The organism is Candidatus Poriferisodalis sp., assembly GCF_965237655.1.
GTDB lineage: Bacteria > Actinomycetota > Acidimicrobiia > Acidimicrobiales > Poriferisodalaceae > Poriferisodalis.
Map to the genome: position 1 here is coordinate 167,671 of NZ_CBDEGB010000001.1, position 14,921 is coordinate 182,591.

Sequence of the window (14,921 nt, forward strand, 5' to 3'; positions counted from 1 at the left end):
CGAATGCGCGGTGCATGCGGCTCAGTCGCCGAGGCGGACGATGGTGGTGCCGATCGTGCGGCCGCCGAGCAGGTCGACGAATGCGCCACCCGCGGTGTCGAGGCCGTTGTACGTGACGTGACGGGGCACGAGCGAACCGGCATCTATCCACTCGCGCATCTCCGCGCGGGCCTCGTCGTAGCGGTCGGCGTAGGAGAAGACAATGAAGCCCTGCATGCGTACTTGATTGTTCACCAGCAGGCCCGGGATGCCGCGCGGGCTGGGGTCGGGAGTGGCGGTGTCGTAGGCCGACACGGCCCCGCAGCATACGATGCGGCCGAAGGTGGCCATGCGGAACAGGGCGGAGCCCAAGATCTCGCCGCCGGTGTTGTCGAAGTACACGTTGATGCGGTCGGGTGTGGCAGCCCGGAACTCGGCCCTGAAATCGGACGAGTGCCGGTTGATGGCAGCATCGAAGCCGATCTCGTCGGTCAGCAGTGCGCATTTCTCGTCTGAACCGGCCACGCCCACCACCGTGGCGCCGAGCGACTTGGCGATCTGTCCGACGATGTGTCCAACCGAGCCGGCCGCTGCGGACACCACCACGGTCTCGCCTGGTTGCGGTCGGCCGACATCCAGCAAGCCGAAGTAGGCAGTGAGCCCGTTCGTACCCAGCACACCCAGGTGCAAGGCGGGATCGAGCGAGCCATCGGCAACGCGGAGGTCGCCACCGGCCATCACTGCATGGCGGCGCCAGCCGGTCCAGCCCACCACCGTGTCGCCCACGTTGATCCCCTCGGCGTTCGAGGCCTCCACCACGCCGGCACCAGTGCCTCGCATCACGACGCCCACCTCCGGAGCGCCCGCGTAGCTGGCACTGCCCTGCAGTCCGGCCCGCTGTCCCGCGCCGATCGTGATCGCCTGGACCCGCACCAGCACCTCGCCTGGTCCCGGTTCGGGCACGTCTTGGGTCTGCATCACGAAGTGCTCGGTGCGCAGCGGCCCGTCGGGCACCTTCGCCAGCACGACGCAGTCGGACACCCGCGATGCACCCTGTTGTTCAGCCATGACTCGCTCCTTGGGTCTCGCCCAGCACCCGCCATGATGGCCGGTTTCCGGCGACCATTCTTCGTTCGCTCGCGGCCGGGTCGCGTTCGCCCCAGCGGCCGACGATGCTCGCTAACGCGACAAGCACGGCCCAGCGCAACTATCGTCCGCTGCCGTGTACTCACGACCGCCGAAAGGCGATGCATTGGACACGACCGCCGAGAGGCGGTGCCGTTGATACATCCGCCACAGACACCGGATCGGGAGCTACCCGCATGAAATATGCCGCGCCGACCACCATCGATGAGGCCCGGGCGCTGCTCGCTGGCGATACCGACGCCATCGTGTTCGCGGGCGCCACCGACATCGTGCCGCAGATGCGTGGCGGCCGGCCCGAGCCGTCGATGGTGATCGACCTCAAGAAGATCGACCGTCTCATGTCGGTAAGCCTCGAGGGCGACACCTGGCACGTCGGAGCCGCTGTGCCCTCTTCGGTGCTGACCGGCAATGCCGCCTTCAGCGCCGACTTTCCGGGCCTGAGCGAGGCCGCCGGGCTCATCGGGTCGGACCAGATCCAGAACCGCTCGAGCCTCGGTGGGAACCTGTGCAACGCCTCTCCCGCCGCCGACTCTGTGCCGCCTCTGGTGGTGAACGATGCGGTCGCGGTGATCGCAGGGGCGCAGGGCGAGCGACGAGTGCCCGTGGCCGACGTGGTGACGGGCCCGGGCCAGACGTCGCTGGCCCACGGCGAGATCGTGGTGTGCTTCGAGCTCGCCCGTCCGGCGGCCAGCACCGCAGACGCTTACCTGCGGCTCATCCCGCGCACCGAGATGGACATTGCTGTGGTGGGCGCCGGCGTCCGGCTCACGCTGAACGACGACGGCACCGTGAGCGCGGCCGCTGTTGCACTCGGCGCGGTCGCCCCCACCGTCGTGCGAGTGCATGCGGCAGAAGTAGCGCTGGTCGGCAGCCGCCTCGACGACGCTGCGCTGGCCGCAGCGGACGCGGCCGCCAGCGTTGCCTGCAACCCCATCGACGACAAGCGGGGCACGATCAACTACCGGCGCCAGGTCGCCGGTGTGCTCACCCGTCGAGCCGCCGGCATCGCCGCCGACCGGATCCGCACCCGCAACGGACAGCCCAACAACCAACAGCAAGGGGACTCCCAATGAGCCGCACCCATGTGAGCTGCGAGGTCAACGGCGACACCGTCGACTTCCTCACCGACGACGGCGAATCGCTGCTCAATGCCTTGCGGGACGAGCTGGGGCTCACCGGGGCCAAGGAAGGCTGCGGCACCGGCGACTGTGGTGCCTGCTCGATCATCATGAACGGGCGCCTGCAGTGCTCGTGCCTGATCTTCGCCCCCGAAGCCGACGGCGCGGCCATCACCACCTGCGAAGGTCTTGCCAGCGCCGAGGGGCTGCACCCGCTGCAGCAGTGCTTCCTCGAAGGCGCCGCGCTGCAGTGCGGCATCTGCACCCCCGGGTTTCTCGTGGCCGCCAAGGCGCTACTCGACGAGAACCCTGACCCCACCGAGACCGAAGTGCGCTACGCGCTGGCCGGCAATTTGTGCCGCTGCACCGGGTACGACAAGATCGTGCGATCGGTGCTTGACGCAGCTGTCCAGATCCGTACCGCCGCTGGACCCGACTTCGCACCGCAACGCACTAAGGACACCTGAACATGAGCACCACCGAAGCTCCCGCATCCAGCGGAACCAACGGCAACGGCACCGCCGGCAACGGCGGCAATGGCACAGGCGGCTACCGCTGGGTCGGCACTCGACCCGTTCGCCACGACGGCCTCGAAAAGGTTGCCGGCAAGGCCCGCTATGCAGCCGACCTGATCCTGCCGGGAATGCTGCACGGGCACATCGTGCGCTCGCCGCATCCTCACGCACGGATCGTTTCCGTCGACACCTCCAAAGCCGAGGCGATGCCGGGCGTGAAGGCGGTCGTGACCGGCGCCGATTTCCCCGAAGCACCACCGAAGGGCGCCACCCGCAACCTGATGTGCACGATCATCGCCCGCGACAAGGTGCTGTACACGGGTCACGCGGTGGCTGCGGTGGCTGCATCGACCCGTCGTGAAGCCAAAGCGGCGGCCGAGGCCATCGAGGTCACCTACGAGCTGCTCCCCTACGTGCTGAACATCGCCGACGCGATGGCCGACGACGCGCCGGTGCTGCACGACAATTTGTTGACGCGCGGCGTCGACCCGCGGCCCACTGAGCCGTCGAATATCGCGGCGCGCACCGTGTACGAACGCGGTGACGTCGAGCAGGGCTTCGCCGAAGCCGACATCGTCATCGAGCGGGAGTTCTCGACCCAAGCGGTGCACCAGGGCTATATCGAGCCCCACGCCTGCGTCGTGGACTGCGATCAGGAAGGCAAGGCCGTCATCTGGTGCTCGTCGCAGGGCCACTTCATGGTGCGCTCTTCGACCGCGACGGTGCTGGGTTGGGACACCTCGCGTATCAAGGTCATCCCGGCAGAGATCGGCGGCGGCTTCGGCGGCAAGACGACGATCTATATCGAGCCGGTTGCGGCGCTGCTGTCGACGAAAGCCGGCCGCCCCGTCAAGATCGTGATGAGCCGCGAAGATGTCTTCCGGGCCACCGGGCCCGCACCCGGGTCGATCATCAAGATGAAGGTCGGCGCCCGCAACGATGGCACGATCACCACGGCGAAGGCGTGGCTGGCGTATGAGAACGGGGCGTTCCAAGGAATCGCCGCGATGCTGGGCTGCATGTGCGTCGTGTCGCCGTACACCCTCGATCACCTCTATGTCGAGGGATACGACGTGGTACTCAACCGGCCGGTCAACGTGGCCTACCGAGCGCCGTCGGCCCCGGCGGCGGCGTTCGCCATGGACTCGGTGGTTGACGAGATCGCACAACGCGTCGGCATGGATCCGATCGATCTCCGGCTCCACAACTGCCCGTCGCAGGGCGACCCCACGCCATACGGCCCCAAGTGGCCGCTGATCGGACTGCGCGAGTGCCTCGAAGCGATCCGCGACAGCGACCACTACCAATCGGAAGTCCCCGCTGGGCAGGGGCGTGGTGTCGCCAGCGGCTTCTGGTTCAACATCGGCGAGGCCTCGAGCGCGACGGTCAACCTGAACGAGAACGGCACCGCCACGGTGATCACCGGCAGTCCGGACATCGGCGGCAGCCGGGCATCCATGGCGCTGATGGCTGCCGAAGAGCTGGGCCTCGATGTGCATTTAATCCAGCCGGTCGTGGGCGATACCGAGGTCGTTGGATTCACCGATGTCACCGAGGGCAGCCGCGCCACATTCGCCACTGGCATGGCGGTCGTGGAGGCTTGCCGCGATCTCAAGGTGCAGCTGCGCAAGCGTGCGGCGAAGACCTGGGATTGCGACCTCGAAGAGGTCGAGTGGGTAGACGGCTCGGCCGTGCACGAACCGGGCGAGCAGGAACCGCTGACCATTGCGGCCATCACCGCTGGCGCGAAGCGCACGGGCGGACCGCTCGGCGCGACGGCGTCGCTGAACGCCCGCGGCGCCGGTCCCGCTTTCTCGGTCCAGGTGGCAGACATCTCTGTGGACTCCGAGACCGGCCGGGTCACCGTCGAGCGGTACACGACGGCGCAGGACGCCGGCACGGCGATCCACCCGAGCTACGTGGAAGGCCAGATGCAAGGCGGCGTTGTGCAGGGCATCGGCTGGGCGCTCAACGAGGAGTACATCTACTCAAGCGACGGCACGCTCGAGAACCCGGGCTTCTTGGACTACCGCGTCCCGGTGGCATCAGACCTGCCGATGATCGAAACGATCATCGTGGAAGTGCCGAACCCGTCGCATCCCTACGGCGTGCGTGGCGTGGGCGAGGTGGGCATCGTGCCGCCGCTGCCCGTGATGGCCAACGCAGTGGCCGGCGCCACGGGTGTGCGCATCAGCGACCTGCCGCTCTCACCACCGCGGGTGCTAGCGGCGCTGCTAGCCGAGAGCTGATCCGAGGGAAAGTCCCATGGCGGTCGTCCACTTCTCGACCGACCAACGCAAACACACCGGCGTCGCCGAAGTCACGATCGACGCAGCGAACGTGCGCGAACTGGTGCGCCAGCTCACCGAGTTCTACCCCTCGCTGAACGCACACCTCGTCGAGACATCCTCGACGGCAGTAGCCATCGACGGCGAAATCATCCCCGACCCGATGCTCGAAGAGCTCGCCGAAACCTCAGAGGTGCACTTAGTTCGCCCGCTCGCGGGCGGATAGAGCAGCACAACGCCCGCTCGCGGGCGATTTCGGGCTGATAGTGCAGATCATCCCCACGCCTACGATTTGGCGCATGGGCACGCGATTAGGGTGCTCGCCGTGTTGAGGAAGCTCGTTTTGGGCACCCTGATCGCGCTCATCGGTGCCGTAATCGGCGTAGTCGCTTTCAATGTGTGGAACCAGTGGCGGGGTGACAGTGACCCTTCTGTCAAAGCGGTCGGTGTTCCCGCTGTGCACTTGCCTCCGCTCACACCGCCGGAACTCGAGCCTTCTACTGCAGATCTCGATGACGGAATGACGGCCACGGTCACCTCGGAGATGGTAACTACGCCGACCGTTGGCGAGCAACAAATGCCGTCCAGCGCGCCGGACCCAGCGCTGCATCCGCAGGTTCAATTGCAGGCCATGGAAATTGTTGAGACCATCGTCGAGGAGCACACAGAGACTTGGAACTGGTTAGACCCGGCGCTGAATGCCGCCCAGTTGAACTTCTTCGAAGAGCTGCCAGCAAGTTGTGCAAGCGCTATTGGTTGCTACAACTATGCCACCGGCGAGGTTTGGCTCAGTCTGGACGCGCTACGAATTGAGCATAAGTCTTACAACCCTTACGAGGGCCCCAGCAGCAGCGACATCGTGTTGCATGAACTCGCCCACGCCTACACACGTTCCACATCCGAGGGCAGGCAGCTCCTGAGTCAGTTCATCGCCCACTACGCCGGGTGCCGCAGCGACCGCGACGGCCTCAGCACGGATCGGCTTGCCGTGGAGTTGATCGCTGACACGATGGCGATTGCGGCCATGCGGACAACAGAGGACCCGTCAAGGATGAGCATCATCAACACTCGCGCCCTTGGAGAGCTTGACTACGGCTATTTCCGCGAGGGCGGCTTCGATGGCTGTCTCACGGACTCACGCGAACCCGATCCGGCTCTTGTCGAAGGGATCTACGCGACCGCGTTCAACTGCGAGTCAGAACACGCACTCGACGTGTTCGAAGCCAATCACGAACTTGCGCTTGGCCTGTCCGTCAATGAACTGACCATCCTCAAGACCTGCTACGGCATTGAGTGTGACGCCAGCGGAGATTGCCAAGGATGGTCGGAGGCCGACCCACGGCAGACGGCAGCAGGCGAAATTATCCGACATCGCACCTGCGCCGACGGACTCATCCATCCCGGCACGTTTCTCGAACGACCTGGCTGGGAATCATTCTGCGGACGCGCCTACGTGCCGGACGACGTCGAGTGCGTTGGCGACCTGAATGGCAATGAACCGGATCCAGAGCAGGCTGGCCCCATCCTCCCCGGTACGCTCGGCACCGACGGAGGCTGTGTGGTGAACGGGTAGTAATTTTCACCACTGTCGGTTGTACTGCGCCGCGCATCCGGCAGCGAGTAAAATATGCGGTCTCCCACCAGTGTCGGAACGCCGCTGCTTGCGACACCGGGCGAACTACATGACTGCCATCGACGCAACACCTCCATCGGCGACCCACCGAATCATGCGCCAACGAACTCACTCGAAGCAGCAGCAATCAACAGAGCTGCGGTGTACAGACTTGGCATCGGTTGTGAACCGGTTCTGGCCCGCTCACTAGTCTCTGAGCGGATCCGTTCACTCCTGTAACCACCATCAAAGACCACCGACAGGGAGCAATCCGGGATGGCGAGCCGCTCTTCGAGCCTCTTCGAACCACTCAATCACACGTTCGATGAGAACGAGCGGGCGCTGTGCGAGCGGTTGATCAGAGCGGATACCGAGTCCGAGGTGGAAGCTGCGCTGCGGGAGGCTGGTTGCTGGGACGACATCGGAGCATGGAGCGTGTTCGGTGACAATCCGGCGAACGCTTCGATGATCGGCGGCCAGCAGGAAACGCCCGCCTATTCGCTCCTGAGCGCGTGACCCGCCCTCGCCCCGCACAACCGCCCGACCACGAGCCACCGCCCTACACGCGCGCGCCATCCGAAGGCCCGCTGCTGCGGCGCATCGCGGACGCCTTGCTCACCCACGACGCCAGCGCCCTGTTTCCCGGCGTCGCCCGCCGCATGGACGACGCACGAGCACGGGTCGCACGATCGCAGGTCGTGTGGTGCACTCGGTGCCTTGACTGCATCGGACACCACCCGCAGGCCCCACACGACGCCATCCACCACCCGCCGCCTACGACCAGCGAACTGTGCCACACCTGCGGCTGCAAGGCCCCGCCCGCCTGAGCGAGCCGCCGCGTGCTTCAGCTGATCGTCAGTTACTGCTGATCATCGTGGACTGCTCCAACATCCGCAGTACACACGAGAGCGCCTTAATCGGGACGGCTACTTCGACCGAGTCGACGCACCCGGCGCGAGATTCCTAGATCTCGCAGCCGACGATGGCGCTTGGGGTGACGCAGACCATCTCGTGGACGGATGGCACCTCAGCGATGGCACAGCCGAGATACGGCTCCTGCTGCCCGACACAGCCGCAGAGGGGGATGTGCTCCGCTTAAAATTCACGGTCGTCGACGACAACCACGAAACTTCCGAGTTCGTCAGCACCATCGAATTGCTGACCAAGCCTCCTAGGAGGCCCGGTCAGCCGGATGACACACCCCGCAGGCCGAAACTGCGGCCACCCGAGGGTGACACTCCCGAAATCAAAGAGGTCAGAGAAGAGCAATGGGATCAGCAGGTGCCCGAGCCATCCGACAGTAGCACCGCGCTTCGCAAGATTGACAGCGGCGCTACGGGCGCTCCATGCGGGGACACTTCTGGCATGGACCTACGCCGAGCAGGATCCGCCTACTCGGTGGCCTTCGGATGACCCACGCTGGCTGCGGTCATCCAGATCGTTCGCTTGGCGTCGTCGATGCAGTACCAGATGCGGCCACCTGAGGTGACCTCGTGCTGCCACTGCTCCATCTGGACGCCATTGACGACACATTGCCGATGTGGACCCCTCAGCGGATGCTGGCGCGTGTTCCGCCGACGCGGATCGCCGATGATCGAGTCCCAGGCAGTCCAAGAGTTGGATGGGGCATCTATACACATCTGATCCCATCCCTTTGCCGCATTGTTGTTCGCGAAGCGGAAATCCCAGCCACTCGGACGCGGTGGGGGCGCAACGCGTTCTCGACGCTTCGGCATGCTGCGGCGCAGATATTCTCAGCCGGGAGGGCGAGGTACGCGTCCGCCGTGCGTGATCTCGATCGGCCCTGAGAGGATGCGAAGCAGCTCAGGGTCGGTATACACCTCGGCGGTGGCCTTCCATTCGTGCAAGAACTGCGCAACAGGCTTGAATTCTCCGACCGATGCAGCTGCCGCGAGTTCCCGGGCGAACTCCTCGACGAACTGCGCAAGTTCTTCATCGGGCAAGTACTCCGTCCACGGGTATGCCTCGCGCAAGGACGTCCCGACCGCGGCCGGGTGGTGAAGAGACAAGTGGCGAAGCAAGCGGGTGATGCCGCTGAAGGCTTCTGACCGCGCGTCCTCTCGGTCGGCACGGCACAGGTGAAGCGCTGGCGCGCTCCGTCGGCGCAGCACCACGTCGCTGTTGTCGAGTTCGGCCACAATCTCCTTGGGGTGGCGCAAGAACTCCGACAACGTCCGCTCGATCACCTGCATGCCTACACCATAGCTGAACTACTTCAGATATCGAGCGCGACAGCCCATTCGGCGCCTGGGCGCGGGGCCATGTCGCTCCGCGCGGCCGCTGAAGCGAATGGGGGTACTCAGCGGTTAGCACTGGGGTGGCTGCCTCGGTACCAGATCACGGACGCAGTCGAGTCAGGAGCATCGTTGCGGCAAGTTCGTCGAGGGTCAAGCAGCACCTTGCGGCGGAGCAGGACTGACGAGCCACCCCTCGCCCAGCCCTTCGGCAAGTCGTTTCGCTTGAGTACCAGAGAGTCTCGACGCGCCATCAATACGGAAGACGACGACGTGCGACGCTTCTTCGTCGGTGGGCCAGAGTTGCGCTCCCAACGCCCCCTCGACCCTGATCCAATCCGTGGAGATGCGCGCAAGGCCGTAGCCGGGGTAGCGCTTCCCTAGCTCCTCCAGCTCTTCCTCTGAGGTCTGCAAGACGAATGACATATCTGGTCCGGGGCGTCCAAGTCGTTCGGCTTCGGCGTCACGGTGGAACTGCACCGCTTGGCGTGTGATGCGCGGATGTCCTTCACCATCCAGTTCATGCCAATCACAGAACTTCGGATTGATGCGGCGAATCAGAAACGAACCCGGTGGAACACCCTCGAGGTCGTTCGTGTACGGGCTGTCCGGCACAAGAGTCGGCGGTTGGCCCGCTCAGGTGCGATGTTTGGCGAGCAGGGGAAGCCATTCACCGGCCAACTCCGGGCGGCAGGGATCTGTTTCTTCCCGTTCAATTCCGGTTTCGAGGTCGTCAAAGCAGATTTCGATCTCGCCGGCGGCCTCGACCGTGAACGCGACGCTGCACTCGTCGCCATACCACTCGATGAACACACCGCCGTACGGCGTCGGTGTCACCGCAGGCGACCGTAGGTGGCCTTCTGCCGCCGAGAGTCGCTCGACCAACATCAGGGCCACGCGCTGAGCGCGGAGCGTCACGGCTGGTGAACCCGGACCGTCCCAATCAGGTCCGAGCCAACGCAAGTCGCGGATGCGGCGTTCGGCGTCATCGCGCCATGTTGACGATTGTGGAGGAGCCGTCAAGACAGTTGTTGGCGATGGAGCCGATACGTATGCGTCGTAGGGCCAAGATCTTGTCTCGTCCTCAGTTGCTAGCAAGGCAGCGGTCGGGTTCATCAGGTTGCGCTCTCCTTCATCAACTTGCCCCATCGTTCATGCATCGTCCCAGTCGTCAGTTCGTCGAATCCAGTCACGACCCACTCACGGCCATTGTCAAGAAACGCCAAGACGCCGTCCAAGTCGGGTGAGTGCGGCATGCCCCGAGCAGTCAGCGTCAGCAAGACGAACCTCGATGCATCGATCCGTCTGGTAGCTGTTCGGGCCGTGACATGCAGCCGCCCGCGCGTTTCGCCGAGCAGTCCCATGTCGTAGTGGCACGAGAACTCAATGTCGTCCGGCAGCGGCAGGTGCGTACCACCTTGTAGCGCGAGATCCCCGAGGACCGAGTCCAGCAGAGGCTCATCGACGCCAGCGACATCGATGTGGTTGACGTAGGTGACTTCGCACTGGGTTGGATGGAGTGATGTGCCTGCCTCTTCGGCCAGGAAGCCTTCCAGCATCTTGTAGTACTTCTCAAATCGAACTCGACCGGCTTCGTATCTCACGTAGGTCTGTCGCTCACTTGTCTTTCGCCAATTGAACGCGAACCAATCGCGCTGGACCTGAAGAAGATCGTTCCCGGCGGAGAAGAGAACGCGGCGAGGCGGCACGCCGACCCTGAGACTGAGCGCGGGACCCTCGGCACCAATCTCGGGGGCAAACCGTTCGACGGGCGCTTCGTAGGGAGGCGCCTCCTCGAACTTCGGAAAATCCTGCGCGAGATGTCGCTCCCAAAGACGGCCAAGCTGAATCGTGTCCAGCTCCGGCACCTCGTGGAAGCTGACGCCTAGAACGGTTTCGACAACCGGGGGCTGGGCGAAGTCAGGCAGCCCGGGCGGACGCGCGGAACCTGTGGGTGCATTCTGAGCGACCGGCATCGTCAGGCACCCGGCGTGGCCGAGGGCGTGAGCACGAGGTTCAGCGTAGCGTCGCGCACATCGCGCCGGCGGATTTGGCACTGCATCGCAGACCGTCGAGTCCTAGAGTTATCGCTGAAGGCCCCGGAAACGTCCCTGCTTCGGCAAACGTCCGGGGTTACGCCCTTTTTCGGGAGCACTCGCCAGCAAGGCACCAACGCCCTCCACAAGGGCGGAGCAGCTAGGGCTGGACCTTGAGCTCGATCTCGACGCCGGCGGGAAGGTCGAGACGTTGAAGCGAGTCGACCGTCTTGTCCGTCGGGTCGATCACGTCGATGAGGCGCTTGTGGATGCGCATCTCGAAGTGCTCGCGCGAGTCCTTGTCCTTGTGGGGTGACCGCACGACGGTGTAGCGGTGCTTTTCCGTCGGCAGTGGCACAGGCCCGCGGACCTTGGCATTGGTGCGCAGCACCGTTTCGGTGATCTTCTGTGCGGACTGGTCCACGATCTCGTGGTCGTAGGCCTTGAGCCGCATCCGGATCCGAGGTGCTGCCATGTGAACGCCTGACTTGTCGCTTCTGTTACTGAATGATCTTGGTGACCCGGCCGGCACCGACGGTGCGGCCGCCCTCGCGAATGGCGAAGCGCAAGCCCTCGTCCATCGCGATCGGGTTGATGAGCTCAACCGTCATCTCGGTGTTGTCGCCCGGCATGCACATCTCGGTGCCTGCAGGAAGCTCAACGACGCCGGTGATGTCGGTGGTACGGAAGTAGAACTGCGGCCGGTAGTTCGAGAAGAATGGCTTGTGACGACCGCCCTCGTCCTTGTTCAGCACGTACACCTGTGCCTCGAACTTGGTGTGCGGCGTGATCGCGCCCTTCTTGGTGCAAACCTGGCCGCGCTCGACGTCGTCCTTGCCGGTGCCTCGCAGCAGCAGCCCGACATTGTCGCCGGCCCGGCCCTCGTCGAGGATCTTGCGGAACATCTCGACACCGGTGACCGTCGTGGTCTGCGTGTTGCGGATACCGACGATCTCGATCTCTTCGCCGGTGTTGATGATGCCCTGCTCTATCTTGCCGGTCACCACGGTGCCGCGGCCAGTGATCGAGAACACGTCTTCGATCGGCATCAGGAATGGGCGGTCCGTGTCGCGCTCGGGTTCGGGCACGTAATCGTCTACCGCATTCATCAGCTCGATGACTTGCTCGCCAGCGGCCGCGTCGCCCTCGAGCGCGTTCAGCGCAGAGACCTGAATCACGGGCACGTCGTCGCCGGGGAATTCGTACTCGCTGAGGAGCTCGCGCACCTCCAGCTCGACGAGCTCGAGCAGCTCCTCGTCGTCGACCATGTCGACCTTGTTGAGTGCGACCACGATGTAAGGCACGCCGACCTGACGGGCCAGCAGCACGTGCTCACGGGTCTGGGGCATCGGGCCGTCGGCAGCAGACACGACCAGGATGGCTCCGTCCACCTGGGCGGCGCCGGTGATCATGTTCTTGATGTAGTCGGCGTGGCCGGGCATGTCGACGTGCGCATAGTGCCGGTTCGCCGTCTCGTACTCGACGTGAGCGATGGAAATCGTGATGCCGCGCTCGCGCTCTTCGGGCGCCTTGTCGATCTCGTCGAAGGCCGTTGCCTGGCCGCCGACCTGTTCAGCAAGGACACGCGTGATGGCAGCCGTCAAGGTTGTCTTGCCATGGTCGATGTGTCCCATCGTGCCCACGTTGATGTGAGGCTTCGTCCGCTCAAAACGCTCTTTGGCCATGTCGTACCCGCCTTTCGGGGTTCTGCTCGCCTAACGGAGGTGAGTGAGGTGCAGGGGATGTCTTTGTTTCTTCATCGTGTTGAACGGTGTGAGGTTAGAGACGCCGTGGCCCAGTTCCAATAAACCCAGCCAAATAACTCAGGAATCCGGACGGCTGTTGTGCCCACCAACGGCGGGCCGGATCATTCGCCGCGGATGCGTTTTATGATCTCCTCGGCAATGTTGGAGGGCACCTGTTCGTACTTGTCGAACTGCATGCTGTATGTGGCTCGGCCTTGGGTACGGGACCGCAGATCGTTGGCGTAGCCGAACATGTCCGACAGCGGCACCTTGGCGTCGATCACCTGGTTGACGCCACGCAGCTCCATCTGCCCGACACGGCCGCGCCGGGAGTTCAGGTCGCCGATGACATCTCCCATGTAGTCCTCGGGCGTCACGACCTCCACCGACATGACCGGTTCGAGCAGGACCGGCCGCGCCAGCCTGGCTGCGTCACGCATGGCCATCGTGCCGGCGATCTTGAACGCCATTTCCGAGGAGTCCACGTCGTGATGGTTGCCGTCGACGAGATCGACGGCCACGTCCACCAGCGGAAAGCCTGCCAGCGGGCCGTTCTCCAGCGACGACTGCAAGCCCGCGTTGACCGAGTTGATGTACTCACGCGGAATCACGCCGCCGCGAATGCGGTCCTCGAAGACGTATCCCTCGCCCGGCTCAGACGGTCGCAGATTGATGACCACCACCGCGTACTGGCCCGAACCACCGGTCTGCTTGATGTGGCGGTACTCGAACTTGTCGACCGGCACCGTGATCGTCTCGCGGTAGGCCACCTGTGGCTTGCCGATCGAGGCGTCGACCTTGAATTCCCGCAGCATCCGGTCGACGATCACCTCGAGATGCAGCTCGCCCATGCCCGAGATCACCGTCTGGCCGGTCTCGTGGTCGGTCTTGACCTGGAAGGTGGGATCTTCCTCGCTGAGAGCTGTGAGCGCCCTGCCCAGCTTGTCCTGGTCGCCTTTGGACTTCGGCTCGACAGCAACGTGCACGACTGGATCGGGGAAGTTGAGCTGTTCGAGCACGATCGGTTTCGAAGAATCGCACAGCGTGTCGCCAGTGCGGGTGTTCTTCAAACCGATGCCCGCGACGATGTCGCCGGTTGCGATGTCGTCACGGTCCTCGCGATTGTTGGCGTGCATCTGCAGGATGCGCCCTATGCGCTCGCGATTGCCCGTCGTGGTGTTGAGCACCTGGCCGCCACGCTCGAATCGGCCGCTGTACACCCGGAAATAGATGAGCTTGCCGACGTGGGGGTCGGTCATGATCTTGAACGCCAACGCCGAGAAGGGCTCGCTGTCATCAGGCTTGCGCTCCAGCGCATCTTTGCCATTCAGGGAGCTGCCCGAGATCGCAGGGATGTCCACGGGCGAGGGCAGGTACATCGTCACTGCGTCGAGCAGCGGCTGCACGCCCTTGTTCTTGAAGGCGCTGCCGGTGAGCACCGGGACGATCTGGCCGTCGATCGTGCCCTGCCGGATCGCCCGCCGCACCGTGGCAGCGTCGACGTCGTCGCCTTCGAGATAGGCCAGCATGATGTCCTCGTCGACATCCGCGAGCCGCTCGAGCAGCTTGCTGCGGTATTCCTGCGCCCGGTCGGCAAGATCGGCAGGGATGTCGACGGTGTCGTAAGTGGCGCCGAGATCGTCGCCCTTCCACACCACGGCGTTCATCTCGACGAGGTCCACCACCCCTTCGAAACCGGCCTCAAGTCCGATCGGCAGCTGCAGCACGGCGGTGTTGGGAGTCAGCCGGTCCTCGATGCTGGCCAGGGAGCCGAAGAACGAGGCGCCCGTGCGGTCCAGCTTGTTGATGAAGCACATCCGCGGCACGCCATAGCGGTCGGCTTGTCGCCACACCGTCTCGGTCTGGGGTTCCACGCCCGCCACGCCGTCGAACACCGCGACGGCGCCGTCGAGCACCCGCAGCGAGCGCTCCACCTCGACGGTGAAGTCGACGTGGCCCGGCGTGTCGATGATGTTAATGATGTGATCGTTCCAGTGGCAGGTGGTGGCAGCCGAGGTGATGGTGATTCCCCGCTCCTGCTCCAGCTCCATCCAGTCCATCGTGGCGGCGCCATCGTGGACCTCGCCGATCTTGTAGTTGACGCCGGTGTAGTAGAGGATCCGCTCTGTCACCGTTGTCTTGCCCGCGTCGATATGGGCCATGATCCCGATGTTGCGGACGCGGTCGAGAGGTTGCGTTCGAGCCATTGCAGCGCTGCCCCGGTAGC

The 14,921-nt window shown here is 64.4% G+C and carries 16 protein-coding genes; 8 read left to right on the forward strand and 8 right to left on the reverse strand.

Annotated features, from left to right (window positions below; translation table 11 throughout):
* Positions 1-21: 21 nt before the first annotated feature.
* On the reverse strand, positions 22-1,047 hold the full coding sequence (locus tag ACPXYO_RS00830) for an NADP-dependent oxidoreductase (protein WP_423915897.1): 1,026 nt from the start codon (positions 1,045-1,047) through the stop codon (positions 22-24).
* A 254-nt stretch (positions 1,048-1,301) separates the two neighbouring features.
* On the opposite strand from ACPXYO_RS00830, the gene ACPXYO_RS00835 reads away from it, so the two are divergent.
* The 8 genes from ACPXYO_RS00835 to ACPXYO_RS00870 all read left to right on the forward strand — a co-directional run bounded on the left by ACPXYO_RS00835 (position 1,302) and on the right by ACPXYO_RS00870 (position 8,071).
* Positions 1,302-2,198, forward strand: a complete 897-nt coding sequence (locus ACPXYO_RS00835; protein WP_423915898.1) for an FAD binding domain-containing protein — start codon at positions 1,302-1,304, stop codon at positions 2,196-2,198.
* Positions 2,195-2,710, forward strand: a complete 516-nt coding sequence (locus tag ACPXYO_RS00840) for a (2Fe-2S)-binding protein (protein WP_423915900.1) — start codon at positions 2,195-2,197, stop codon at positions 2,708-2,710. The genes ACPXYO_RS00835 and ACPXYO_RS00840 overlap by 4 nt, the downstream gene beginning before the upstream one ends.
* 2 nt (positions 2,711-2,712) lie before the next feature.
* Positions 2,713-5,007: a xanthine dehydrogenase family protein molybdopterin-binding subunit gene (locus tag ACPXYO_RS00845; protein WP_423915902.1), complete on the forward strand. Its 2,295-nt coding sequence runs from the start codon at positions 2,713-2,715 to the stop codon at positions 5,005-5,007.
* Between the two features lie 16 nt (positions 5,008-5,023).
* On the forward strand, positions 5,024-5,272 hold the full coding sequence (locus ACPXYO_RS00850) for a MoaD/ThiS family protein (protein WP_423915903.1): 249 nt from the start codon (positions 5,024-5,026) through the stop codon (positions 5,270-5,272).
* 99 nt (positions 5,273-5,371) lie between these two features.
* Entirely contained in the window at positions 5,372-6,619 is a 1,248-nt protein-coding gene (locus ACPXYO_RS00855) for a hypothetical protein (RefSeq protein ID WP_423915905.1), read from the forward strand.
* A gap of 315 nt (positions 6,620-6,934) precedes the next feature.
* Positions 6,935-7,174 carry a hypothetical protein gene (locus ACPXYO_RS00860; RefSeq protein WP_423915906.1) on the forward strand — a complete coding sequence of 80 codons (240 nt, stop codon included), beginning with the start codon at positions 6,935-6,937 and terminating at the stop codon, positions 7,172-7,174.
* Complete coding sequence (locus tag ACPXYO_RS00865; protein WP_423915908.1) at positions 7,171-7,485, forward strand: hypothetical protein; 315 nt, start codon at positions 7,171-7,173, stop codon at positions 7,483-7,485. The genes ACPXYO_RS00860 and ACPXYO_RS00865 overlap by 4 nt, the downstream gene beginning before the upstream one ends.
* 184 nt (positions 7,486-7,669) lie before the next feature.
* Complete coding sequence (locus ACPXYO_RS00870) at positions 7,670-8,071, forward strand: hypothetical protein (protein WP_423915910.1); 402 nt, start codon at positions 7,670-7,672, stop codon at positions 8,069-8,071.
* Positions 8,072-8,412: 341 nt separating this feature from the next.
* Here the strand turns inward: ACPXYO_RS00870 and ACPXYO_RS00875 are convergent, their stop codons facing one another.
* The 7 genes from ACPXYO_RS00875 to fusA form a co-directional block, all read right to left on the reverse strand.
* Entirely contained in the window at positions 8,413-8,871 is a 459-nt protein-coding gene (locus ACPXYO_RS00875; RefSeq protein ID WP_423915912.1) for a DUF6247 family protein, read from the reverse strand.
* A gap of 195 nt (positions 8,872-9,066) precedes the next feature.
* Positions 9,067-9,528: a hypothetical protein gene (locus ACPXYO_RS00880; protein WP_423915914.1), complete on the reverse strand. Its 462-nt coding sequence runs from the start codon at positions 9,526-9,528 to the stop codon at positions 9,067-9,069.
* Between the two features lie 21 nt (positions 9,529-9,549).
* Positions 9,550-9,750 (reverse strand): hypothetical protein, encoded by a 201-nt coding sequence (locus ACPXYO_RS00885; protein ID WP_423915915.1) that lies wholly within the window; start codon positions 9,748-9,750, stop codon positions 9,550-9,552.
* A gap of 278 nt (positions 9,751-10,028) precedes the next feature.
* Positions 10,029-10,889, reverse strand: a complete 861-nt coding sequence (locus ACPXYO_RS00890) for a TIGR04255 family protein (protein WP_423915917.1) — start codon at positions 10,887-10,889, stop codon at positions 10,029-10,031.
* 220 nt (positions 10,890-11,109) lie between these two features.
* Positions 11,110-11,424, reverse strand: a complete 315-nt coding sequence (gene rpsJ, locus ACPXYO_RS00895) for a 30S ribosomal protein S10 (RefSeq protein ID WP_323671069.1) — start codon at positions 11,422-11,424, stop codon at positions 11,110-11,112.
* Positions 11,425-11,449: 25 nt separating this feature from the next.
* The gene (gene tuf / locus ACPXYO_RS00900; protein ID WP_423915919.1) at positions 11,450-12,634 is read right to left on the reverse strand and encodes an elongation factor Tu; all 1,185 of its coding nucleotides are present in this window, start codon (positions 12,632-12,634) and stop codon (positions 11,450-11,452) included.
* A 182-nt stretch (positions 12,635-12,816) separates the two neighbouring features.
* On the reverse strand, positions 12,817-14,901 hold the full coding sequence (fusA, locus tag ACPXYO_RS00905) for an elongation factor G (protein ID WP_423915921.1): 2,085 nt from the start codon (positions 14,899-14,901) through the stop codon (positions 12,817-12,819).
* Positions 14,902-14,921: the final 20 nt, after the last annotated feature.